At 72.0% G+C, this 21,855-nt stretch carries 18 protein-coding genes; 10 read left to right on the forward strand and 8 right to left on the reverse strand.

Annotated elements, in window-relative coordinates:
* Window positions 1-17 precede the first annotated feature (17 nt).
* On the reverse strand, window positions 18-1,208 hold the full coding sequence (dxr, locus tag ABD999_RS37245) for a 1-deoxy-D-xylulose-5-phosphate reductoisomerase (protein ID WP_271276041.1): 1,191 nt from the start codon (window positions 1,206-1,208) through the stop codon (window positions 18-20).
* A gap of 115 nt (window positions 1,209-1,323) precedes the next feature.
* Here dxr and ABD999_RS37250 point away from each other — a divergent pair, with 115 nt between their 5' ends.
* Complete coding sequence (locus ABD999_RS37250; protein WP_271276042.1) at window positions 1,324-2,421, forward strand: trypsin-like serine peptidase; 1,098 nt, start codon at window positions 1,324-1,326, stop codon at window positions 2,419-2,421.
* 22 nt (window positions 2,422-2,443) lie between these two features.
* On the opposite strand, the gene ABD999_RS37255 is transcribed toward ABD999_RS37250, so the two are convergent.
* Window positions 2,444-3,871, reverse strand: a complete 1,428-nt coding sequence (locus ABD999_RS37255) for an aldehyde dehydrogenase family protein (protein ID WP_271276043.1) — start codon at window positions 3,869-3,871, stop codon at window positions 2,444-2,446.
* Window positions 3,872-4,101: 230 nt separating this feature from the next.
* Here ABD999_RS37255 and ABD999_RS37260 point away from each other — a divergent pair, with 230 nt between their 5' ends.
* Complete coding sequence (locus ABD999_RS37260; protein WP_148033704.1) at window positions 4,102-4,728, forward strand: TetR/AcrR family transcriptional regulator; 627 nt, start codon at window positions 4,102-4,104, stop codon at window positions 4,726-4,728.
* Window positions 4,729-4,735: 7 nt separating this feature from the next.
* Here ABD999_RS37260 and ABD999_RS37265 read toward each other — a convergent pair whose 3' ends face one another.
* Complete coding sequence (locus tag ABD999_RS37265) at window positions 4,736-6,574, reverse strand: PucR family transcriptional regulator (protein ID WP_271276044.1); 1,839 nt, start codon at window positions 6,572-6,574, stop codon at window positions 4,736-4,738.
* Window positions 6,575-6,687: 113 nt separating this feature from the next.
* Between ABD999_RS37265 and gabT the strand changes: the two genes are divergently transcribed.
* Together gabT and ABD999_RS37275 are read left to right on the forward strand one after the other, a co-directional pair.
* Complete coding sequence (gene gabT, locus ABD999_RS37270; RefSeq protein WP_271276045.1) at window positions 6,688-8,016, forward strand: 4-aminobutyrate--2-oxoglutarate transaminase; 1,329 nt, start codon at window positions 6,688-6,690, stop codon at window positions 8,014-8,016.
* A gap of 173 nt (window positions 8,017-8,189) precedes the next feature.
* Window positions 8,190-8,423, forward strand: coding sequence for a hypothetical protein (locus ABD999_RS37275; protein ID WP_261808779.1), 234 nt, complete (start codon window positions 8,190-8,192; stop codon window positions 8,421-8,423).
* Window positions 8,424-8,547: 124 nt separating this feature from the next.
* On the opposite strand, the gene ABD999_RS37280 is transcribed toward ABD999_RS37275, so the two are convergent.
* Genes ABD999_RS37280 through ABD999_RS37290 form a run of 3 tightly spaced genes read right to left on the reverse strand, consistent with a single transcriptional unit; the run spans window position 8,548 to window position 12,514 of the window.
* Window positions 8,548-9,678, reverse strand: a complete 1,131-nt coding sequence (locus tag ABD999_RS37280; RefSeq protein WP_271276046.1) for an extracellular solute-binding protein — start codon at window positions 9,676-9,678, stop codon at window positions 8,548-8,550.
* Between the two features lie 53 nt (window positions 9,679-9,731).
* A complete protein-coding gene (locus ABD999_RS37285) occupies window positions 9,732-11,237 on the reverse strand; it encodes a CoA-acylating methylmalonate-semialdehyde dehydrogenase (protein ID WP_271276047.1) in 1,506 nt (501 codons plus the stop codon).
* Window positions 11,234-12,514 carry an aspartate aminotransferase family protein gene (locus ABD999_RS37290; RefSeq protein ID WP_271276048.1) on the reverse strand — a complete coding sequence of 427 codons (1,281 nt, stop codon included), beginning with the start codon at window positions 12,512-12,514 and terminating at the stop codon, window positions 11,234-11,236. Before ABD999_RS37290 ends, ABD999_RS37285 begins: the two co-directional genes overlap by 4 nt.
* A gap of 243 nt (window positions 12,515-12,757) precedes the next feature.
* Here ABD999_RS37290 and ABD999_RS37295 point away from each other — a divergent pair, with 243 nt between their 5' ends.
* Window positions 12,758-13,027, forward strand: coding sequence for a WGxxGxxG family protein (locus ABD999_RS37295; protein WP_148033709.1), 270 nt, complete (start codon window positions 12,758-12,760; stop codon window positions 13,025-13,027).
* Between the two features lie 70 nt (window positions 13,028-13,097).
* Here the strand turns inward: ABD999_RS37295 and ABD999_RS37300 are convergent, their stop codons facing one another.
* A complete protein-coding gene (locus ABD999_RS37300; protein WP_271276049.1) occupies window positions 13,098-14,549 on the reverse strand; it encodes an MFS transporter in 1,452 nt (483 codons plus the stop codon).
* 55 nt (window positions 14,550-14,604) lie between these two features.
* Between ABD999_RS37300 and ABD999_RS37305 the strand changes: the two genes are divergently transcribed.
* The 4 genes from ABD999_RS37305 to ABD999_RS37320 all read left to right on the forward strand — a co-directional run bounded on the left by ABD999_RS37305 (window position 14,605) and on the right by ABD999_RS37320 (window position 19,134).
* Window positions 14,605-15,306: a TetR/AcrR family transcriptional regulator C-terminal domain-containing protein gene (locus ABD999_RS37305; protein ID WP_271276050.1), complete on the forward strand. Its 702-nt coding sequence runs from the start codon at window positions 14,605-14,607 to the stop codon at window positions 15,304-15,306.
* Between the two features lie 13 nt (window positions 15,307-15,319).
* The gene (locus tag ABD999_RS37310) at window positions 15,320-16,939 is read left to right on the forward strand and encodes an AMP-binding protein (RefSeq protein ID WP_271276051.1); all 1,620 of its coding nucleotides are present in this window, start codon (window positions 15,320-15,322) and stop codon (window positions 16,937-16,939) included.
* Window positions 16,940-17,005: 66 nt separating this feature from the next.
* Window positions 17,006-18,625, forward strand: a complete 1,620-nt coding sequence (locus ABD999_RS37315) for a PucR family transcriptional regulator (protein ID WP_148033713.1) — start codon at window positions 17,006-17,008, stop codon at window positions 18,623-18,625.
* A gap of 53 nt (window positions 18,626-18,678) precedes the next feature.
* On the forward strand, window positions 18,679-19,134 hold the full coding sequence (locus ABD999_RS37320; RefSeq protein ID WP_271276052.1) for a GNAT family N-acetyltransferase: 456 nt from the start codon (window positions 18,679-18,681) through the stop codon (window positions 19,132-19,134).
* Here the strand turns inward: ABD999_RS37320 and trpS are convergent.
* Window positions 19,131-20,093: a tryptophan--tRNA ligase gene (gene trpS, locus ABD999_RS37325; RefSeq protein WP_271276053.1), complete on the reverse strand. Its 963-nt coding sequence runs from the start codon at window positions 20,091-20,093 to the stop codon at window positions 19,131-19,133. The genes ABD999_RS37320 and trpS overlap by 4 nt on opposite strands.
* Before the next feature lie 277 nt (window positions 20,094-20,370).
* Between trpS and ABD999_RS37330 the strand changes: the two genes are divergently transcribed.
* Window positions 20,371-21,846 carry a phosphodiester glycosidase family protein gene (locus ABD999_RS37330; protein ID WP_271276054.1) on the forward strand — a complete coding sequence of 492 codons (1,476 nt, stop codon included), beginning with the start codon at window positions 20,371-20,373 and terminating at the stop codon, window positions 21,844-21,846.
* Window positions 21,847-21,855 lie beyond the last annotated feature (9 nt).

Consider the following 21,855-nt stretch of genomic DNA (forward strand, 5'->3'; position numbering starts at 1 on the left):
CTTCCCAGTCTAGGGAGCTAGCGGGACTGCCCGGCTGTGAGCTCCGCCGCACGGGCGCGGGCCCACGCGTCGGCGGCGAGCACCTCCTCGACGGAGCCGGCCGGGGTGACCTGATGTTCTTCGACGACCTTGGCGACCGTGTCGACGATGCCGAGGAACGGCAGCCCGCCCTTGACGAACGCCTCCACGCACACCTCGTTGGCCGCGTTGTAGACGGCCGGGGCGGTGCCCCCCGCCGAGCCGACGTGGCGGGCCAGCGCGACCGCCGGGAAAGCGGCGTCGTCGAGCGGCTCGAAGGTCCAGGTGTGGGCCCTGGTCCAGTCGACCGGCGGGGTGGCCGCGGGGACCCGCTCGGGGTGGCCGAGCGCCAGGGCGATGGGCAGCCGCATGTCGGGCGGGCTCGCCTGGGCGATGGTCGAGCCGTCGATGTACTCGACCATCGAGTGGATGATCGACTGCGGGTGGACCACGACCTCGATCCGGTCGAAGCCGAGGTCGAACAGCAGGTGGGCCTCGATCACCTCCAGGCCCTTGTTGACCAGGGTGGCCGAGTTGATGGTGATCACCGGGCCCATGGACCACGTGGGGTGGGCCAGCGCCATCTCCGGCGTCACGCCGGTCATCTCGGCGCGGGTGCGGCCGCGGAACGGGCCGCCGCTGGCGGTGACGACCAGCCGCTTGACCGCGCCAGGATCGTGGCCCCGCGGCCCCGACGCCCACAGGCACTGCTGCAGCGCCGAGTGCTCGGAGTCGACCGGCACGAGCTGACCGGGCCTGGCCAGCCGCTTGACCAGCGGCCCGCCGACGATCAGGGACTCCTTGTTGGCCAGCGCGAGCATCCGCCCGGCCTCCAGGGCCACCAGCGTGGAGGTCAGGCCGAGCGCGCCGGTGATGGCGTTGAGCACGGTGTCGCACGGCCGGCCGGCCACCTCGGCGACCCCGTCGGCGCCGGCGAGCACCTCGGGGCTCGCCCCGAGCGCGGCCAGCGCCTCACGCAGCGCGGGCACCGCGGCGGGATCGGCGACGGCGACGACCTCGGCCCCGGACTCGGCCGCCTGGCGGGCGAGCAGGTCGGCCCTGCCGCCCCCGGCGGCGAGGCCGGCGACCCTGAACCGGTCGGGGTTGGCGGCGATCACGTCGAGGGCCTGGGTGCCGACGGAGCCGGTGGATCCGAGGACGGTGACGGAGCGGAGGGTCGGTGCGCGCACCCGTCCATTGTCCCCCGACACCGCACGTGCCCGCGCACAGAACCCGCGACCCGCCATGAGGAATTTCACGGAAAGTAGCCGCAAGGACACATCTCGTGGTGCACACTCGGTGGGCATGACCCTGAGCACCCCCTTGCTCGCGGCGGCGCCCCTCGTCGCGGGCCTGCTGGGCCCCGCCCTCGTCGGGGCGACTCCCGAGCGACACTCGAGCGTCGTCCCGCCGCCGCCCGCGGCGGCCACCCGCCTGCCCGAGGCCCCGGCGCCCGCCGACGTCGTCGAGCACATCGCGGCCCGGGGCGCGGCCGACCACCTGCGCGTGCTCTCCTACTGGACCCCCGACCGCATGGACAACGCCCTGCCCATCGACCTGCCCGGTCTGGTCACCGAGGGCGGCCTGCTGAGCGGCCTCACCGGCGGCACCGGCCTCGGCGTCGCCCCCGGGGTCACCGGCGGCGACGTCCGCCTGGTCCCGCCCCGGCATGGCACGCGGGCCGAGGCCCGCCACCAGTCGGCCCGCCCGCTGGCCCAGACCTCCGGCTCCCGCTGGGCGGTCGGGGGCGCGGTGGCCAGGACCACCGGCCGCGTCTTCCTCACCATGAACGGCGTCGACTTCGTCTGCTCGGCCAGCACCGTGCGCAGCCGCAACCGCGACGTCGTGGTCACCGCCGGCCACTGCGTCAAGGACGGCTCCGGCGCCTGGGCCAAGAACTGGACGTTCGTCCCCGGTTACGGCACGAACGGCGCCAAGCCGTACGGGCAGTGGACCGCGCGCCGCATGTTCGTGGCCGGGCCCTGGTCGCGGGGCTCCGACGACAGCTACGACGTGGGCATGGTGGCGCTGGCCCCCTCACGCGGCCGGCACGTCGCCGACGTGGTGGGCGTCCAGGACATCGCCTTCAACGCCCCGCGCGGCGGCCACGCGATCGGCTTCGGCTACCCGGCCGACCCGCCCTACGACGGCCGGCACCTGGTCTACTGCGCCGGCCGCCTGCGTGACGACCCCTACGGAGACACCCACGACCAGGGGCTCGGCTGCGACATGACGGCGGGCTCCAGCGGCGGCCCATGGCTGACGCGCTTCGACACGTCCACCGGCAGGGGCACGATCACGTCCGTGAGCAGCTTCAAGTACAGCGACGACCGCCGCACCATGTACGGCCCCATCCTGGGCGAGCCCGCCAGGAAGCTCTTCCACACCGCGGAGCGCGCCTGAAGGCCGTGCCCGCGCCCGTCTCTCAGAGGCTGAGCCCCGTCAGCACCATGACCTTCTCGTACGTGAGATCTTCCATGGCCGCGCGCAGGCCCTCGCGCCCGACGCCGGAGTCCTTCACCCCGCCGTACGGCATCTGGTCGGCCCGGTAGGACGGCACGTCGCCGATGATCACGCCGCCGACCTCGAGCTCGCGGTTGGCCCGGAACGCCGTGTCGAGCGACCTGGTGAACACCCCGGCCTGCAGCCCGTACGCGGAGTCGTTGACCGCGGCGAAGGCCTCGTCCACCGAGTCGACCGGCTGCAGCACCATGACGGGGCCGAACACCTCCTCGCGGCAGACCTTGGCGTCGGCGGGGACGTCGGCGAGCACCGTGGGCGCGAACGTGGCGCCCACGCGGGTGCCGCCCGCCAGCACGCGGGCGCCGCCCTCGACGGCCTCGCGCACCCACTCCTCGACCCGCTCCGCGGCGGCCTCGGAGACCAGCGGCCCCACCTGGGTCTTCTCGTCGGCCGGGTCGCCGACGACGAGCCCGGCGACGGCGGGGAGCAGCCGCGCCACGAAGTCGTCGTACACCGACCGCTCGACGATCACCCGCTGCACGGCGATGCAGCTCTGGCCTGCCTGGTAGTTGGAGAACAGCGCGACGCGCCGGGCCGCCCAGTCGAGGTCGGCGTCGGCCAGCACCACGGCGGCGGCGTTGCCGCCCAGCTCCAGCGTGACGTGCTTGCGCGGCACCTGGTCGGCGATGGCGTAGCCGACGGGGGCGGAGCCGGTGAACGACACCACCGGCAGCCTCGGGTCCAGCACCAGGCCGGAGGCCCGCTCGTTGGCGACCGGCAGCACCGAGAACATGCCCGCGGGCAGCTCGGTCTCGGCCAGGATCTCGCCCAGCACCAGCGACGACAGCGGCGTGGCCGGGGCGGGCTTGACCACCACGGGGGCGCCGACGGCGATGGCCGGGGCGACCTTGTGCGCGACCAGGTTGAGCGGGAAGTTGAACGGCGTGATCGCCAGCACCGGACCGTACGGGACGCGGGACACGTAGGCCATCCGGCCGGCGGCGGCGGGCTCGGTGTCGAGCCGCTGCACCTCGCCCGACCAGCGCCGGGTCTCCTCGGCGGCGAAGCGGAAGGTGGAGACGGCGCGGCTCACCTCGCCGCGCGCCCAGAAAATAGGCTTGCCGTTCTCGGCCGTGATCAGGTGGGCGATCTCGTCGGACCTTTCGGCCAGTCGCCGGGAGACGTGGGCGAGCGCCTCCGCGCGCACGTGGATCGGCAGCGCGGCCGCTTCGCGCGCGACCGCCTTGGCGGCGGCGACGGCCTCCTCCACCTGGGCATCTGTCGGCACGGAGACCCGGCCGACCTCGCGACCGTCGTCGGGATTGGTCACGGTGAGCTCGGCGTCGCCTGTGGCGGGGCGGCCTGCGAGCCAGAAGGTACGCACGTCCATGCCTCCGACGTTATGCCAAGCCCCGCGCGGGGGAATTGCACCAAGGTGCACAAGACCGCCGGGGGGCTTCTGCCGTCATGTACAACCTGGTTGTATACCCGGCTTGTAACAGAAGTAGGCCTAATTCGGGATGTTTAGCATGCGAAGCGGTTTGAACGATCTCCGCCATGGCTAAGTCATCGATGCGGGTCTCCCAGAGCGGCGGGCCCTCGGCAGAAAGGCGTGGGCCCATGACCTCCTCGGCGCCGCTTGGGCTTCAGGGCGCCTACTTGCAGGGCGAGCGGGCCAACCATGACGAGCTCCGTTCCAGGCTGCTCGACGTCGCGGTCAACGTCCTGGTGGCCGACGGGCCCGACAGCCTGACGATCCGCCGGATCGCCACCGAGGCCGCCTGCACGACCACCGTCGTCTACACGATGTTCGGCAACCGTGAAGGCCTGGCCGAGGCGCTCTACCTCGAAGGATTCGAGCGCTTCCGCCGCCTGCTGGAGCGGGTGCCGCAGCGCCGCGACCCCTTCGAGTACCTGAACGCGCTCGTCCCCGCCTACCGCCAGGCGTGCCTGGCCGAGCCCGGCTACTACAGCCTCATGTTCGAACGGGCGATCCCCGGCTTCGAGCCCAGCGAGCGTGCCAGGACCCTCGCCAGGGCGGCGCTCAACATCCTCGACCGGGTGATCTCCGACTGCATCTCCGCCGGCTACCTCGGCCCCACCCAGCCACGCAAGATCGCCGACGCCCTGTGGGCGGCCGCCCAGGGCGCGATCAGCCTGGAGCGCTCGGGTCACCTCCGCGACGCGACCAGCTACGAAGCCGTCACCCAGGCGACGATCGCCTACTACGCGGCCGACAAGGACTGACAGCTCCTCAGGGGTGCGCCGCGCCGTTCGAGGACCTGCCGCCGGCCGCCTGCAGCGCGAACCAGAGCTCGGCCCGCACCCCCGGGTCGTCCAGGTCGCGCCCGAGCAGCTCGGCGACGCGCCGCATCCGGTAGCGCAGCGTGTGCCGGTGCACGCCCAGCCGCTGCGCGGCCGCGTCCCAGTGACCGTTGCTCTCCAGGTACGCGCGCAGCGACTCCACCAGATCGGCCCGCGACCCGTACGCGGCGAGCGGCGCCAGCAGCGCGGCGGCGAACGCCCCCGCCGCCTCCGGCTCGACCAGCGCCATCAGCCCCTGCCCGGCCAGCTCGCCGAACCTGAGCACCTGCCCCCCGGCGTGCTCGTAGGCCCGCCGCGCCTGCTCCACCCCCGCCCGCAACTCCCGGTACGAACACGGCCCCCCGATCCCGACACCCCCACCGGCCGCCCGGACGACCTCCCCCTCCGACCCTTCTTCCACAAGCACCACCACGACACCTCCCCCACTCCCCCGCCCGGAGACCGCCGCCCTTTCACCGCCACCCCTCACGGAGGCGTCGCGTCTCTCTTCGGACGGGAGGGAACGCGCCCCTGATACATCACGCCGCCCCTCACCCGAGCCGGGGTGCCGACCGGCCCCTGCGGCCCTCTCCCCCACGGACGCCCGCACCCCGGGCACATCACGCCGCCCGGACGCGGCCACGTCCCGCCCACCGCTCTCCCCCACAACCGGCCGCTCACCCCGTGAGGTGCCGCGCCGATCGTCCGGCCCGGAAGCAGCATCCTGCCCCTCATCCGGAACCCGCAGGCCCCCCGCCGGAGCACGGCCCGGCCCGTCGCCTTTTGAGGTGCCGCGCCGATCGTCCGGGTTGGGGAGGCGGGCGGTGAAGGCGAGGGGTTCCAGGGGTTCCAGGGAGTCCTCGCCGACGGCCAGGACCACGAAGGGCTCGCCGGGGAGAGCCGGACCGAGGGGGCCGAGGACCGTACGGGCTTCCGGCAAGGCCGACGGCCGCTCGGACAGCAGCAGCCGCAGCACCGCGTCCCGGACCCGGCGCTCGCCTTCGAGGTGGGCGCGCCCCTGCTCCAGGGCCAGCGTGAGCAGCGACCCGGCGGCGTTGACGACGGTGTGGGAGACGGGGGTGAAGGCCCGCGCGGTCCCGACGGCGAAGAACCCGCGGGGCCGCGGCCCGCCGCCCACCGGCTGCACCACGACGTTCTCGCCGGGCCACGCCAGCGCCAGCGTGGCGGGCGCCCGCTCCGCCTCCCCGTCCTTGCGGGCCGCCGCGGGCCCCCGGCCGCCGCGCAGCCGCCTGATCTCGGCCGCCACGGTCCGGACCTTGGCGCCTCGTGTGGCGTGCAGCGGCTCGCCGGCGTCGTCGAACAGCGCCGCCCACCCGCCCAGCTCCTTGGCCAGCCGGTCGATGACCGCGTGGGTGCCGTCGGGGTGGAGGGCGGCGCGGGTCAGCCGGCCCTGGGCGGCGAAGGCGCGGGTGACCTCCTCGTACTGCTCGGCCGCCAGCAGTTCGCTGACGACCTTGGTGACCGCGATGAACGGCGTCTCCCTGGGCACCTCCAGCAGCGGCAGCCCCGCCGCGCCGGCCGCCTCGACCAGAGCCGGCGGCACCTCGTCGTGGGTGAGCCCGACCGCGACGCCCAGCCCGGCCACCCCGCGCGCCATCAGCCGCCCGACATATCGAGCGAAGTCGTGGGTCAGCCGCATCCCGGTGGTGAGCACCAGCTCGCCGCCCTCCAGGAACGGCGTGGGGTCCTCCAACTCGCTGACGGCGACCCAGCGCACGTCACGGTCGGGCGATCCGGCGAGCAGGCGGAGCCCGGTCCGACGGGCCACGACCTGCAACGATGGTGCCATCCGAATTTTTATCCATTCAGGCGAGACAAGCACCTTCAGTGTGACATATCGACGTATCGGGAGTGGTCGGCGGTCACCGTACCGTCGGAGGCATGAGCATTCCCCAGGAGCGGCGCGTCGTCACCGCGATCCCCGGCCCGAAATCGCAGGAGCTGCTGGCCCGCAAGCAGGCCGCCGTCCCGTCCGGCATCGGCACCACCCTGCCGGTCTTCGTCACCCGCGCCGGCGGCGGCGTGCTGCAGGACGCCGACGGGAACTCGCTGATCGACTTCGGCGCCGGCATCGCCGTGACGAACGTCGGCAACGCCGCACCGAAGGTGGTGGAGCGGGTCAGCAAGCAGGTCGCCGACTTCACCCACACCTGTTTCATGGTCACCCCGTACGAGTCGTACGTGACCGTCTGCGAGAAGCTGAACGAGCTCACCCCGGGCGACCACGACAAGCGCACGTTCCTCGTGAACAGCGGCGCCGAGGCGGTGGAGAACGCGGTCAAGATCGCCAGGCACGCGACCGGCCGCCAGGCGGTCGTCGTGTTCGACCACGGCTACCACGGCCGCACGCTGCTCACGATGACGCTCACGGCCAAGAACATGCCGTACAAGCACCGGTTCGGCCCGTTCGCCCCTGAGGTGTACCGGGTGCCGCTGGCCTACCCGTTCCGCTGGCCGACGGGCCCCGAGAACTGCGCCGAGGAGGCCGCGGCCGAGGCGATCGACATGATCAACAAGCAGGTCGGCGCGGAGAACGTGGCGGCCGTGGTGATCGAGCCGATCGCCGGCGAGGGCGGCTTCATCGAGCCGGCCAAGGGGTTCCTGCCGCGGATCGCGGAGTTCTGCCGCGAGAACGGCATCGTGTTCGTGGCCGACGAGGTGCAGACCGGCTTCGCCCGCACCGGCACCCTGTTCGCCTGCGAGGACGAGGGCATCGTGCCCGACATCATCACCACCGCCAAGGGCATCGCGGGCGGCCTGCCCCTGGCCGCGGTGACGGGCCGGGCGGACCTGATGGACAAGGTGCACGTGGGCGGCCTCGGCGGCACGTACGGCGGCAACCCGCTGGCCTGCGAGGCCGCGCTGGCCGTGCTGGAGACGATCGCCGAGGAGGACCTGGTCGCCAGGGCCCGCCGGATCGGCGAGATCATGCTGCCCCGGCTGCACGCCATGAAGGAGCGGTTCGACGTGATCGGCGACGTGCGGGGGCGCGGCGCCATGATCGCGATCGAGCTGGTGGTGCCGGGCACCAAGGAGCCGAACCCGGCGGCGGTCCAGGAGATCGTCAAGCGCTGCCACGCCGAGGGCCTGCTGGTGCTAACCGCGGGCACGCACGGCAACGTGCTGCGGTTCCTGCCGCCTCTGGTCATCCCCGAGCACCTGCTGGAGGAGGGCCTGGGGATCCTCGAAAAGGCGGTCGCCGCCCTCTGATATACCCATGAATCGGGCATCCGGCTTGTAGCTGGATGCCCGATTTTGTGGTGTAAAGCAGGCGTCTTGGGTAGAGAATTCACCCTTACTTGACACGGAACTAGACGATCACGGATCCGGCCGGGGTTATAACGGATCCGACACGAGGACGGGCGACCTCTGCGGGGAGCGCGATGAACTGGGGTCCCACCAGAACGGCACCGGACATGCTGACGTTCGACCCTGAGGGCATGACGAGCGCCCAGCGCGACGGCGAGGCCTGCGTGGTCTGCTACAAGAGGTGGCCGCGCCCGAGAGTGCGCGTGGGCCGCTTCCCCGACGACACGACGGCGATGGCGTGCGCCGACTGCGCCGAGGCGCTGGTCCCCGCCCCACTGGCCACGGTGGTGGCCTTCCCCACCCGCTGAAGGCCCGCGGACGGCGAGACGCCCCGGGACGGGGGGAAGGCCCGGGGCGTCTCAGCAGGTCGCGCCCAGCGGGGGTTGGGCGCGCCCGCGGCATGGTCACGCGGGGCGGCGGAAGCCGGCCCCGCTACTCGATGAGCTCGCGCCACCGCTGCGACCAGGCGGCGTAGTCGGTGCACTCCCCCTTCGGCGGCAGGCAGTCCCCCGGAGGGCGCGTGGCGAACACCACGCGGTCCAGCCGATGGGACCTGGTGGCACCGTACGCCTCGCAGACGCTTCTGGCACGGCCTTTGCACGCCTTGGTATTGGCGGGGGCCAGTCCGTTCCACGCGGCGGCGTCGCGCTGGGTGCCGGGCTCGATCATCCGGCCGAGCCAGCGGTAGGCACAGTCGGTGGCGGTGACCCCGGCGCCGAGCAGCCACGAGTCGGCCCAGCCGGTGACCTTGCGCGCGGACACGGCCTTGACCGGCAGGCGCGCCTTCACCAGCAGCTCGCGCAGGTGAGGGGTGGCCTGGCCGTAGTCGACGGAGCCGGTGGCGAAGCCCTTGACCAGGTCGAGCTGGTTGGCCCAGAGCGTGCGCTCCTCCGGGGCCGCCAGGCGCCCGGCCGCCTCTTCCAACTGCTCGGCGTCGAGCTCGAACGGATCTGCGGCGCCGCCCGCGAGCGCCGCGTCAGCGAGCGTGAGCGGGCTGTCGCGCAGCATGACCCGGTCGGAGCCGAACACGTCGGCCAGATCGCCGCCCGTGGTCCGGCGCGTGTCGTACAGGAACTCGTGGTAACCCCACAGGAACGGCACCCCGTAGACCGTGTCACCGACGGTGAGCAGGTCGCGCAGCCGCTCGGGGATGTCGTCGTAGCCCTCGACCCGGTCGGTGTCGATGGCCTGGACCTGCCCCGCCTCGATCATCTCGGCCGCCACCACGGGCCCGGCGGCGACCAGGTCGTAGGCGCGTGTGCGGAGCCTGGCGGACATCTCCTCGGGAGTCTGCACGGTGTCGATGCGGGCCAGCCGGCAGCCGGTGGCCTTCTCGAACGTGCCGGTCCAGTTGGCCTGTGGGCTGATGCCGCCGTATTCGGCGTAGCCGCGGTAGGCGAGGATCTGCAGCGTGCCGTCGCTCTGCGTGGGGCTCGCCTCGGGCGTGGGGCTCGTCGCGGGGCTCGCCGTCGGGCTGGGGGTGAGCTGGGCGGGCTGGGCCGCGCCCGTGCAGCCCAGCGCCGTCAGGGCGAGGGCCAGCGCGGGCAGACGGCTGCGGATCACGCCCTGGAGCCTACCGGGGGCGGGCGGTGATCGTCGCCGCCCGCCCCGGCGCCTTACTTGTTGGTGGGGAATCCGAGGTTCACCCCGCCGTGCGACGGGTCCAGCCAGCGGGAGGTGATGACCTTGCCACGGGTGTAGAAGTGGACGCCCTCGGTGCCGTGCACGTGCGTGTCGCCGAAGAGCGAGGCCTTCCAGCCGCCGAAGCTGTAGAATGCCATCGGCACGGGGATCGGCACGTTCACGCCGATCATGCCGACCTCCACCTCGTTCTGGAAGCGCCGGGCGGCGCCGCCGTCGTTGGTGAAGACGGCCGTGCCGTTGCCGAACTCGCCGCCGTTGATGATCTCCAGGCCTTCCTCGTACGAGGAGACGCGGACGATCGACAGGACGGGGCCGAAGATCTCCTCGGTGTGCACCCGCGTCCCGGGCTTCACCTGGTCGAGCACGGTCGGGCCGAGCCAGAAGCCGGGCGTCTCGGACGCCTTGCCGCCGCCCTTGACCGCGGTCTCGCGGCCGTCCACGACCACCTTGGCGCCCTCCTCGACGGCCAGGTCGAGGTAGGAGGCGACCTTGTCGCGGTGCGGCCCGGTCACCAGCGGGCCCATCTCCGAGTCGGGGTCGTCGCCGGGGCCCACGGTGAGCCGCTCGACCCGCTCGACGATCTTCTGCACCAGCTCGTCGCCGACCGGGTCGACGGCCAGCACGACCGAGATGGCCATGCAGCGCTCGCCGGCCGAGCCGAAGCCCGCAGAGACGGCCGAGTCGGCCACCAGGTCGAGGTCGGCGTCGGGGAGCACGAGCATGTGGTTCTTGGCGCCGCCGAGCGCCTGCACCCGCTTGCCGTGGGCGGTCCCGGTCTCGTAGACGTACCTGGCGATCGGGGTGGAGCCGACGAAGGAGACGCCGCGCACGTCGGGGTGCTCCAGCAGCCGGTCCACGGCGACCTTGTCGCCCTGCACGACGTTGAACACGCCGTCGGGCAGCCCGGCCTCCTTCCAGAGCCGCGCCATGAGCAGCGACGCCGAGGGGTCCTTCTCCGACGGCTTGAGGATGAACGCGTTGCCGCAGGCGATCGCGATCGGGTACATCCACATCGGCACCATGGCCGGGAAGTTGAACGGCGTGATGCCGGCCACGACGCCGAGCGGCTGGCGGATCGAGTAGGAGTCGACCCGGGTCGAGACGCCCTCGGAGAAGCCGCCCTTGAGCAGGTGCGGGATGCCGCAGGCGAACTCCACGACCTCCAGGCCGCGGGCCACCTCGCCGAGCGCGTCGCCGTGCACCTTGCCGTGCTCGGCGGAGATCAGCGCCGCCATCTCGTCGCGGTGCGCGTACATCAGCTCGCGGAACTTGAACAGCACCTGCGCCCGCTTGACCAGGGAGGTGTCGCGCCAGCCGGGGAAGGCCGCCGCGGCGGCGGCGACGGCCGCGTCCACGTCCGCCACGGACGCCAGCGCGACGGTGCCGCTGACCTCTCCGGTGGCGGGGTTGAAGATCTCCGACGTGCGGGGGTCGCCGTCGGTGAGAGCTCCGTCGATCCAGTGCTTGACTGCCTTCACTGCTGCGCTGCCTCCGCGTTGATGACTTCGAGTGCGTTGACGATGATGCCGAGCCCCTCGGTGGCCTCGTCGACCGAGATCGTGAGCGGCGGGGCCATGCGGATGGCGGTGCCGCGCAGGCCGCCCTTCCCGGCGAGCAGACCGGCCTTCTTGGTCTCCTCCATGAACCTCGCGGCCTGGGCAGGGGTGTCGAGCTCGACGGCGAACATCAGGCCCTTGCCGCGCACGTCCTTGACGACGGGGAGCCGCTGGGCGGCGGCGCGCAGGCCATCGATGATGATCTTGCCGGTCCTCGCGGCGTTGGCCTGCAGGTCGTGGTCGAGCACGTAGTCGAGGGTCGCGTTGGCGGCCGCCATGGAGACGGGGTTGCCGCCGAACGTGGCCACGCCGGCGGCGTGCAGCGCGTCCAGCAGGTCGCCCCGGGCGACGACGCCGCCGACGGCGAAGCCGTTGCCCAGGCCCTTGGCGAAGGTCATCATGTCGGGGGTCACGCCGTGGTTCTGGATGCCGAAGAACGCGCTGCCGGTGCGGCCCCAGCCGGTCTGCACCTCGTCGGAGATGAACAGGATGCCCTGCTCGTCCAGCACTTCCTTGTAGGCGGCGAACAGCCCGTCCGGGGGCATGGTGAAGCCGCCGACGCCCTGGATGGGCTCGGCGATGAGGGCGGCCACGTCGTTCGAGACGGCGGTCGACAGCACGTGCCGCAGGTCGTCCACGCACGCCGCGATGTAGTCGGCGTCGGACATGCCCCTGAACTGGGCGAGATGCTGGTCGGCGCCGTGCAGGAAGTGCACGTTGAGCGGCGACAGGGAGTTGTTCTTCCAGGACCTGTTGGAGGTGACGCTGACGGCGCCGAAGCTGCGGCCGTGGTAGCTCTGCCGCATGGCCAGCACCTGGTCGCTCTTGCGCGCGTACGTGGCGAGCAGCAGGGCGGTCTCGTTGGCCTCGGTGCCCGAGTTGGTGAAGAAGACCTTGGCGTCCGGGATGCCGGACAGGCGGGCGATCTTCTCGGCCAGCTCGATCTGCCCGCGCAGCAGGTAGACGGTGCTGGTGTGGACGACGCCGGTGGCGAGCTGGCGTTCGACGGCTTCGCGCACCTCGGGGACGTCGTACCCGATCATGTTGGTCAGGATTCCGGCGAAGAAGTCGAGATAACTCTTGCCGTCGGCGTCGACGACGCGGTTGCCCTTGCCGCTGACGATCTCGATGGGGTCGTTGTAGTAGAGGCCGACCCAGTTGGGGATGACGGCCCTGTGGCGCGCGAGAAGCTCGGACATGTCTTGAGTATCGCCGTAATCCCCACAGGTCCCCAAATGCAAGGTGTCGCCGTACGCCGGAATCCTCTTACAAGGTGTCGGCCGCCGGGAGCAGAGGTTTCATCATGGAGCGAGATGGTATGGCTACGTCTAGCAGGGAATACGAAGATCCGCCCCATCAGGGGGAAGCCTTCCGGGAACAAGGCCGGGAGACGCGACAGGCGGTCTTCGAAGGTCGAGGGACCGCCGGATCGGGGGAACCCAATGCGCAAGACTCTCACGGGCCTGGGGCTGGCCTTCTTTCTGACGCTCGCCCCGGCCGCGGCCGCGACGGCGGAGGCTCCCGCCGCTCCCGTCGCGCAGAGCCAGGTCAACCCGTCGCCCGCACCTCAGCAGCAGGACCAGGGCGGCGGCAACGCCGGCCTGTGGGGCCTGCTCGGCCTGCTGGGGCTGCTGGGCCTGGCCGGCATGCGCAAGCAGAAGCAGCATGTCGGCACCGCCGAGCACATGACCAACCGCCCGCAGCGCCCGTAAGGTCAGGCGCACTCACGGAGCCCCGCGCCGGCCGGCCCGGCACGGGGTTCCGCCCTGTGGGGGATGCGATCTAGACGGTCACCGGCTCAGGGCTCTCGGTGGGCGCGAGCGGGCGCAGCAGGACGGCGGCGACCACCGCCGCGGCGACGCAGAACGCGGCGCCCACCCACGACCCGACGTGCATGGCGGTGGTGAAGGCCGCACCGGCCTGCTCCGCCAGGGCGGGCGCCTGGATCGCCACCCCGATGGACTCCCTGGCCGCCTCGGGCGCGGAGACGGGCATCTGCCCGGTGTAGACCTCGGCCAGCACGCTGCCCAGCACGGCGATGCTCAGCGCCAGCCCGACCTGCTGGACGGTGTCGTTCATGGCCGAGCCGACCCCGGCCCGCTCCAGCGGGATCGCGTTCATCAGCGAGGTGTACGCGGACGGGCCCGCCAGCCCGCCGCCCACGCCCATGACCAGCAGCGCGACGAGCAGGGGCAGGTAGCCGGTGGTGGTCGCCATGACGGCGAACCCCCCTGCCATGATCAGGAGCCCGCCGCTCACCAGCGCCCGGTTGCTCACCTTCTTCCCGAGCCCGGCGCCGATCCCGTTGAAGACGGCCGCCGCCACCGCGTACGGCAGCATGGCCAGCCCCGCGACCACCTCCTCGTACCCGAGCACGAACTGCAGGTACTGGGTGAGCATGAACATCACGGCGCCCGCCCCGAAGGACATCAGCAGGATGGACATCGACGCGCCGCTGAAGTTGCGGTTGCCGAACAGGAACAGCGGCAGCATCGGCTCCTCGCGCCGCCGCTCCCACACCACGAAGGCGACCAGCGAGGCGACCGCCACCGCGATGATCGCCCAGTTGAGCTCGCGCTCGATGATGACGTACACGGCGGCCGTCAGCCCGACGCTGGACAGCACCACGCCGACCGGGTCGAGCTTGCGCGCCGGCCCCCGCGTCTCCCGCATCAGGACCAGCGCGGCCACGATGGCCAGCCCGGCGATCGGGATGTTCATCAGGAAGACCGAGCCCCACCAGTAGCTCTGCAGCAGGAAGCCGCCGAGCGTAGGGCCGATGATCACGCTGACCATGGCCACCCCGCCCCAGACGGCCATGGCGGTGCGGCGCTCCTCGGCGTCGAAGACGGTCATCAGGATGGAGAGCGTCGACGGCATCAGGATGGCCCCGCCGACGCCCATGAGCGCGCGGGCGGCGACGAGCTGCCACGGCTCGGCCGCGAAGACGGCCGCCAGCGACGCCCCGCCGAACAGGGCGAGCCCGATGACCAGGAACCGCCGGCGGCCGAACCGGTCCGACAGGCTGCCCGCCGTCAGCAGCAGCCCCGCGAACGCCAGCACGTAGACGTCCAGGATCCACTGGATGTCGGAGGGAGTGGCCCCGAGCTCCTCGATCAGCGAGGGGATGGCCAGGTTGAGGATCGTGCCGTCGACCGACAGCACCATCAGCGAGAGACAGAGAACGGCGAGCACCCACCAGCGACGGGGGTCTCGCACAGCGTTCGATTCCACTCGCACACTGTACGAGGAAACCCGTACAGTGTGCGAGAGGATTTAATCTGGAAGCATGACCGGCAAGCAGTTCTCCTCGGTGTGGACGCGCGACCCCCGGCCCGCCAAAAGCCCGGGCCGCAGCCGCGAGGAGATCGTGCGCGCCGCGATGGAGCTGCTCGACGCCGAAGGGCTCGACGGGCTGAGCATGCGCAAGCTCGGCGCGAAGCTCGACGCGGGCGCGACCAGCCTCTACTGGTACGTGGCCAACAAGCGCGAGCTGCTGGAGCTGGTCTACGACGAGATCTGGGGCGAGATGACGGTGCCGCCGGAGGAGACGAAGTGGTGGCGCCAGACGGCCGGCGCCTTCGCCCACAGCATGCGCCGGGTGATGCTGCGCCATCCCTGGTCCGCCGGGCTCATCGGGCGCACGCCCGCGCTCGGGCCCAACGCGCTGGAGGTCACCAGCCGGCTCACCCGGGCCTTCAAGGGCGCCGGGTTCCGGGGGCTGGAGATCGACTACGCCGCGTCCACGCTGACCGCCTTCGTGTTCGGCACCACCATCCCCGAAGTGGCCTACAACGAGGCGATGGCCAGGGACCCCCTCGACGAGGACAGCATGCGCGAGGCCGTCGAGCGGGCCGCCGCCGCCCACCCCGACCTGCTGGAGCGGATGCGCGAGAGCAAGCCGGCCGACCTGAGGGAGTCGCGCGAGATGATGTTCACCTTCGGACTCGCGGCGGTGCTCGATGGCCTTGAGGCGAGGCTGACGGCGTAGCAGGATCCGGAGCATGAGCGATTTCCGAGCCGCGCGCGACTTCCTGCTCCAGGCCGACTACCCCACCGCCCGCCGGGAGTTCCGGTGGCCGGAGCTGGGCGAGTTCAACTGGGCGCTCGACTGGTTCGACGGCGTGCTGGCCGACGAGACCCCGGACCGGATCGCCCTCAAGATCACCGGCAGGGTCTCGTACACCTTCGCCGAGCTGTCCGTGCGCTCCAGCCGGGTGGCCAACTGGCTGCACGAGCAGGGCGTGCGGCGCGGCGACCGGATCCTGCTCATGCTCGGCAACCAGCCCGAGCTGTGGGAGTCGCTGCTGGCCGCGATGAAGCTGGGCGCGGTCGTCATCCCGGCCACCACGCTGCTGACCCGCAAGGACGTGACCGAGCGGATCGAGCGCGGCGGGGTGTCCCACGTGATCGCCAACGCCGAGGACGCGGGCAAGTTCGGCGGCGGCCCCTACACCAGGATCGCGGTCGGCGACGCGTACGGCTGGCTGCCCTACCACGAGTCCTCCCAGGCGGCCGAGCGGTTCACGCCCGACGGGCCGACGCACGCGGGCGACACCCTGCTGCTCTACTTCACCTCCGGCACGACCTCGCAGCCCAAGCTGGTCGAGCACACCCACGCCTCCTATCCTGCCGGCCACCTGTCGACCATGTACTGGATCGGCATCCGGCCCGGCGACGTGCATCTCAACGTGTCCTCGCCCGGCTGGGCCAAGCACGCCTGGAGCAACGTGTTCGCGCCCTGGAACGCGGGCGCGACCGTGCTCGTCCACGACTACCAGCGCTTCTCGGCGGCCGAACTGCTGCGGGTGCTGCGCGACGAGGGCGTCGACACCTTCTGCGCGCCGCCGACCGTGTGGCGGATGCTGATCCAGGAGGACCTGGCGGCGTGGCGGCTGCCGCTGCGCACCGCCGTGGCCGCCGGCGAGCCGCTCAACCCGGAGATCATCGACCAGGTGGCCAAGGCGTGGGGCCTCACGATCAGGGACGGCTACGGACAGACGGAGACGACCGCGCAGATCGGCAACGTCCCGGGCGAGCCGGTCAGACCGGGCTCGATGGGGCGGCCGCTGCCGGGGTACGAGATCGTGCTGCTCGATCCGGAGACCGGGGAACCGGGGGACGACGGGGAGATCTGCATCCCGCTGGAGAACCGCCCCCTCGGCCTCATGTCCGGATATGTCGCCGGATCCAGTGAAGCGATGCGCGATGGGCACTATCACACGGGTGACATGGCCTCCCGGGACGCCGACGGCTACATCACCTACGTGGGCAGGACCGACGACGTGTTCAAGGCCTCCGACTACCGCATCTCGCCGTTCGAGCTGGAGAGCGTGCTGCTGGAGCATCCCGCCGTCGCGGAGGCGGCCGTGGTGCCCGCCCCCGACCCGGTGCGCCTGGCCGTGCCCAAGGCGTACGTGACGCTCGCGCCCGGGGCCGAGCCCGACGAGGACACGGCCCGGTCGATCTTCGAGCACTGCCGGCGCGAGCTGGCCCCGTTCAAGCGGGTGCGCAGGCTGGAGTTCGCCGAGCTGCCCAAGACGATCTCGGGCAAGATCCGCCGGGTGGAGCTGCGCGAGCAGAGCCCGGCGCGGGAGTTCCGCGAGGAGGACCTGATCCGCTGATCTTCCTGGCAGTCTGTCAACCATGGCCCGCCCAGGATTACAGGCTGATCGGATAGGCTCGGCGTCGTGCTGCCCACCATCGCCGACATCCTGGAGCTGGAGACGGTCCGCCGCGGCAGCCCACAGGTCGTGGCGGGCGCCGACCGGCTCGACACCAAGGTGCGCTGGGTGCACGTCGGCGAGATCGCCGACATCGCCCAGCTGCTGCGCGGCGGCGAGCTGGTGCTCACCACGGGCGTGGCGCTGCCCGACGACTCCGCCGAGCTCACCGGCTACATCGCCGGGCTGTCCTCCGTCGGCGCCTCCGGCCTGGTCGTCGAGCTGGGCCGCCGGTTCGTCCGCGAGCTGCCCCCCGCCGTGATCAAGTCCGCCGAGGAGCACGGCCTGCCGGTCATCGTGCTCGCCCGCGAGACCCCGTTCGTGCAGATCACCGAGGCCGTCCACGCCCGCATCATCGACAACCAGCTGGAGGAGCTGCGCGCCTCCGAGCAGCTGCACGAGGTGTTCACCGAGCTGTCGGTCGAGGGCGCGTCCCCCGCGGAGGTGCTGGCCCAGGTGGCCAGGCTGTCGGGCCGCCCGGTCCTGCTGGAGAACCTCGCCCACCAGGTGCTGGCCTGCGAGTCTGCCGGTCGCGACACCGGCGCGCTGCTGGCCGGCTGGGAGAGCAGGTCCAGGGCCGTCGCCCCCGCCGACCGCACCGCGTACGACTCCGCGTCGGGCTGGCTCGTCACCACCGTCGGCGCGCGCGGGCAGGACTGGGGACGGCTGATCCTGCTGTGCGACCGCAAGCCGTCGCCGCGCGACCTGGTGCTGGCCGAGCGCGCCGCCACCACGCTCGCCCTGGGCCGCCTGCTGGAGCGCCACCAGGAGTCGCTGGAGCGCCAGGCCCACGGCACGATCATCACCGGCATCCTCACCCACGCCTACTCCGACCCCGACGAGGCCGCGGCCCGCGCCCGCGCGGTCGGCGTGCCGCTCACCGGCCGCAGGCTGGTGAGCGTGGTCATCCGCCCGACAGACCCGGCCGACCAGGCGCTCGACGGGCAGGCCGAGCTGGGCGAGCTGGCCGAGGCGACGGCCGCCGCCTGCCGCGACGCCCGCCTGCCCGCCCTGGTGGGCGCGCTCGACCAGGACCGGGTGGGCGTCCTGCTGCCGCTCCCGCCGCGCACGCAGGCCGAGCCCGCGCTGACGACGCTCTCCGAGCGCCTGCGCGAGCTGTGGAAGCACGGATCCGCGTTCGTGCTCGCCGCCGGCTCGGTGGTCGAGTCCATCCGCGACGTACGGCGCAGCTTCCTGGAGGCCGAGCAGGTGGCCGACGTGGCGGTCCGGCAGCCCGACGCCCGGCCCTTCTACCGGCTGCCCGACCTGCGCCTGCGCGGGCTGCTCCACCTGCTGCGCGACGACGCCAGGCTGCAGACGTTCGCCGAGCGCGAGCTGGGCGCGCTGCTCGCGCACGACGCCCAGCGGGGCGGCGACCTGGCCCGCATCCTGCGCATCTACCTCGACGCGGGCCGCAACAAGGCGGTCGCCGCGCAGAAGGCCCACCTGTCGAGGCCCGCCTTCTACGACCGGCTGCGCCGCCTGGAGCGCATCCTCGACACCGATCTCGACGACGTCGAGTCCTGCCTGTCGCTGCACGTCGCGCTGCTGGCGCTGGAGTCGTTCCGCCGCGACCGCCAGCGCTAGCCCGCGATCAATCCGGATGCGCTCCAGGAGCCCGGCCTCGTAGCCTCGGCCCCATGAACGACCGCGCCTTCGTCCCCGACGACTTCGTCGTCCCCGCGCCTCCGGTCACCCCGCGGTTCCGTCTGGAACCCCTGGGCCCCCAGCACAACGCCGCCGACCACGCCGCCTGGACCAGCAGCATCGAGCACATCCGCGCGACCCCGGGCTTCCCTGACGGACGGTGGCCTCCCGTGGAGGGCATGACCCTGGAGGCCAACCTCGCCGACCTGCGGCGCCACGCGGACGACTTCGCCCGGCGCCGCGGCTTCACCTACACCGTCCTGGACACGGACGGCGACGTGATCGGATGCGTCTACATCTACCCTTCCACGGGCGACGCCCACGACGCCGACGTGTCCTCCTGGGTCCGGGCCGACCGGGCCGACCTGGACGTGCCTCTGTACGAAGCCGTGACAGCCTGGCTGTCCGCGCACTGGCCCTTCAGGACGCTCAGCTACCACCCGCGTTAGAAACCCATCGCCACGCGCACCTCGTCGAGGGTGACCACGGCCCGTTCACGGGCCCGCCGGTTGCCCTCGGCCAGGATCTCCCGCACCTCCGCCTCGCCGTGTTCGTTCCTGCGCTTCCTGATCGGCCGCAGGAAGTCGTTGACCGCGTCCGTGGTCAACCGCTTCAGCGCGGCCGCTCCCCCGTACCCGATCTCGGCGGCGAGCTCCGCGGGCGGCCGGCCGAGGCAGAGCGACGCGATCATGAGCAGGTTGGCCACCTGGGGGCGGTTCTCCTCGTCGTAGGTGATCAGCCGCTCGGAGTCGGTGCGTGCCTTGCGGATGAGCGCGGCCGTCTCGTCCTCGGTGGCCGACAGCGCGATCGCGTTGCCCCTGCTCTTGCTCATCTTGCCGCCGTCGAGCCCCTGGAGCAGCGGCCGCTCGCCGAGCATGGCCTCGGGCACGGGGAAGACGCGGCCGTAGCGCTCGTTGAAGCGCCGCGCGATCGTCCGGGTCACCTCGAGATGCGGCAGTTGGTCCTTACCCACCGGCACCAGCGTGCCCTTGCAGAACAGGATGTCGGCCGCCTGGTGCACCGGGTAGGTGAACATGAGCCCGCTGACCGCCTTCTGGCTGCTGTGCGCGATCTCGTCCTTGACGGTGGGGTTGCGGCTCAGCTCCGACACCGTCACCAGGCTCAGGAACGGCAGCATGAGCTGGTTGAGCTCGGGCACGGCGCTGTGCTGGAAGATCGTCACCTTGGCCGGGTCGAGCCCCACCGCAAGATAGTCGAGCAGCAACTCGGTGATGTTGCGCTGGATCTCCCCCGGCAGATCCCGGTCGGTGATCACCTGGTAGTCGGCCACCAGCACGTACATCGGGAACCGGTCCTGCAGGCGGACGCGGTTGGCCAGGGAGCCGAAGTAGTGGCCGAGATGGAGCGGCCCGGTGGGGCGGTCTCCGGTGAGCACGGTGTGTTGCATGGTCCCTCCTCGATCGGTCGACGCCGTCCGGAGGGATGCCCTGCGCCCGGGGCCGCCCTGAGGACGGCCCTTGCGCATGCGAAGGTCAGAGGCCGTCTCGCGGCCACCACCACATGCCGATGCGCTTCACGCACCCATTCTAGGCGAAGGTCGAACTCACCAGTCCGGGCGTATGTCGATCGCGTAACCTCTTTCAACCGTTTGGCGTGTTCTCCAGACCCGATCAGCTTGATCACGTCAGGATGGGGCGGTCCCGTTCCACCCTCCTGGAGTTCGCATGTCTCGACGCACTCTCGTCGTCGGCCTGGCCATGGCCACGACGATCACGGGCCTCACCGTGCCCGGCGCCGCAGCCGAGCAGGCGACGGTGAAGTTCCCGTCATCCAACTTCCCGCTCGGTGCGCGGTCCGCCCCGACCAAGACCATGACCAGCGTGACCTCGGGCATCGACCTGTACGACGTGAAGGCGGGCTCGTCCACCGACGGCTACACGGTGACCGTGCTCCTGCCGAACGGCCGCGACGCCGGCACCCGCGAGGCCGCGGAGACCACGCTGGCCGCGGTCGAGGCGGCCGGTGAGGTCGCCGGCATCCAGCGGCTGGAGCGCCCGCAGGTCGCCGACGCCCCCGCGCAGGAGCTCTTCATGGTGCGCGTGGGCCTGTGGTCGTTCAAGCAGCGCGCCAAGGCCGACAAGGCGGCCGCGAAGCTCAAGAAGGCCGGCCTGAAGGTCAAGGTCGACTACCTGGGCGACGACGGACTCAAGACCACCGGCCCGTGGCACGTCAAGGTGCTCACGGTCGACGCCCGCACCTTCCGCGGCTCGTACGCGGCCTCGCTCGGCACCAGCGTGGCCAAGCGCGAGACGGTCTCGTCGATGGCCAAGCGGGGCGGCGCGGTCGCGGCCGTCAACGGCGGCTTCTTCAACATCCACACCGCCAAGCAGCTGCGCGGCGAGCCGGTGGGCGCCTCCGTGGTCGCGGGCAGGCTGCTCAGCGAGGCGGTCCCGGGCCGCTCCGCGATCGTGCTGCGCGGCCGTACCGCCCGCATCACCGAGCTGACGACCACGATCACGGCCGTCTCCCAGGACGGCGCCAAGCACCCGATCGCCGGCGTCAACCGCGCGGCGGCCGCCGACGAGCTCGTCCTCTACACCGAGGAGTACGGCGCCAAGACCCCCGCCGTCGACGGCACCGACGTGGTCATCGACGCCAACGGCCGGGTGGAGGCGGTCCGCACCCCCGGCGCCGCGGTGCCGAAGGGCAAGCGGGTGCTCCACGGCGGCGGCGAGGCGGCCATGTGGCTCAACGAGCACCTCTGGGAAGGCTGGACCGTCAAGGTCGACACCAAGGTGCGCGACCTGCGCAAGAAGAGGAACCTTCAGCTCACCCCCGACCTGCACGTCGTGTCGGGCGGCGTGGGCCTGGTCCGCAACGGGCGCACCGCGATCACCGCCAGGCGCGACGGCCACGACTCGGTCAACATGATCCTCCGCCGCCACCCGCGCACCCTGGTCGGCACCACCCGCAACGGGAGCCTGATCGTGGCCACGATCGACGGCCGCAAGCCGGGCATCACCGTGGGCGCGAACTTCGTCGAGGCTGCCCAGTTCATGCGCTGGCTCGGCGCCACCCAGGCGATCAACCTGGACGGCGGCGGGTCGACGGCGATGGTCGTGAAGGGCAAGGTCGTCAACCAGCCGTCCGACGGCGGGGAGCGCGCCGTCGGCGACGCCCTGCTCGTCCTCCCCCGCTAGATCCGGCGG

This window comes from Nonomuraea ferruginea (genome assembly GCF_039540635.1).
In the GTDB taxonomy this organism is placed as follows: domain Bacteria; phylum Actinomycetota; class Actinomycetes; order Streptosporangiales; family Streptosporangiaceae; genus Nonomuraea; species Nonomuraea ferruginea.

Excerpts from the sequence above, each read along its gene's own strand:
- ABD999_RS37250 (WP_271276042.1), top strand. The coding sequence starts at position 1,324 with ATGACCCTGAGCACCCCCTTGCTCGCGGCGGCGCCCCTCGTCGCGGGC.
- ABD999_RS37255 (WP_271276043.1), bottom strand. The coding sequence starts at position 3,871 with ATGGACGTGCGTACCTTCTGGCTCGCAGGCCGCCCCGCCACAGGCGAC.
- ABD999_RS37260 (WP_148033704.1), top strand. The coding sequence starts at position 4,102 with ATGACCTCCTCGGCGCCGCTTGGGCTTCAGGGCGCCTACTTGCAGGGC.
- gabT (WP_271276045.1), top strand. The coding sequence starts at position 6,688 with ATGAGCATTCCCCAGGAGCGGCGCGTCGTCACCGCGATCCCCGGCCCG.
- ABD999_RS37275 (WP_261808779.1), top strand. The coding sequence starts at position 8,190 with ATGAACTGGGGTCCCACCAGAACGGCACCGGACATGCTGACGTTCGAC.
- ABD999_RS37290 (WP_271276048.1), bottom strand. The coding sequence starts at position 12,514 with ATGTCCGAGCTTCTCGCGCGCCACAGGGCCGTCATCCCCAACTGGGTC.
- ABD999_RS37295 (WP_148033709.1), top strand. The coding sequence starts at position 12,758 with ATGCGCAAGACTCTCACGGGCCTGGGGCTGGCCTTCTTTCTGACGCTC.
- ABD999_RS37305 (WP_271276050.1), top strand. The coding sequence starts at position 14,605 with ATGACCGGCAAGCAGTTCTCCTCGGTGTGGACGCGCGACCCCCGGCCC.
- ABD999_RS37310 (WP_271276051.1), top strand. The coding sequence starts at position 15,320 with ATGAGCGATTTCCGAGCCGCGCGCGACTTCCTGCTCCAGGCCGACTAC.
- ABD999_RS37320 (WP_271276052.1), top strand. The coding sequence starts at position 18,679 with ATGAACGACCGCGCCTTCGTCCCCGACGACTTCGTCGTCCCCGCGCCT.
- trpS (WP_271276053.1), bottom strand. The coding sequence starts at position 20,093 with ATGCAACACACCGTGCTCACCGGAGACCGCCCCACCGGGCCGCTCCAT.
- ABD999_RS37330 (WP_271276054.1), top strand. The coding sequence starts at position 20,371 with ATGTCTCGACGCACTCTCGTCGTCGGCCTGGCCATGGCCACGACGATC.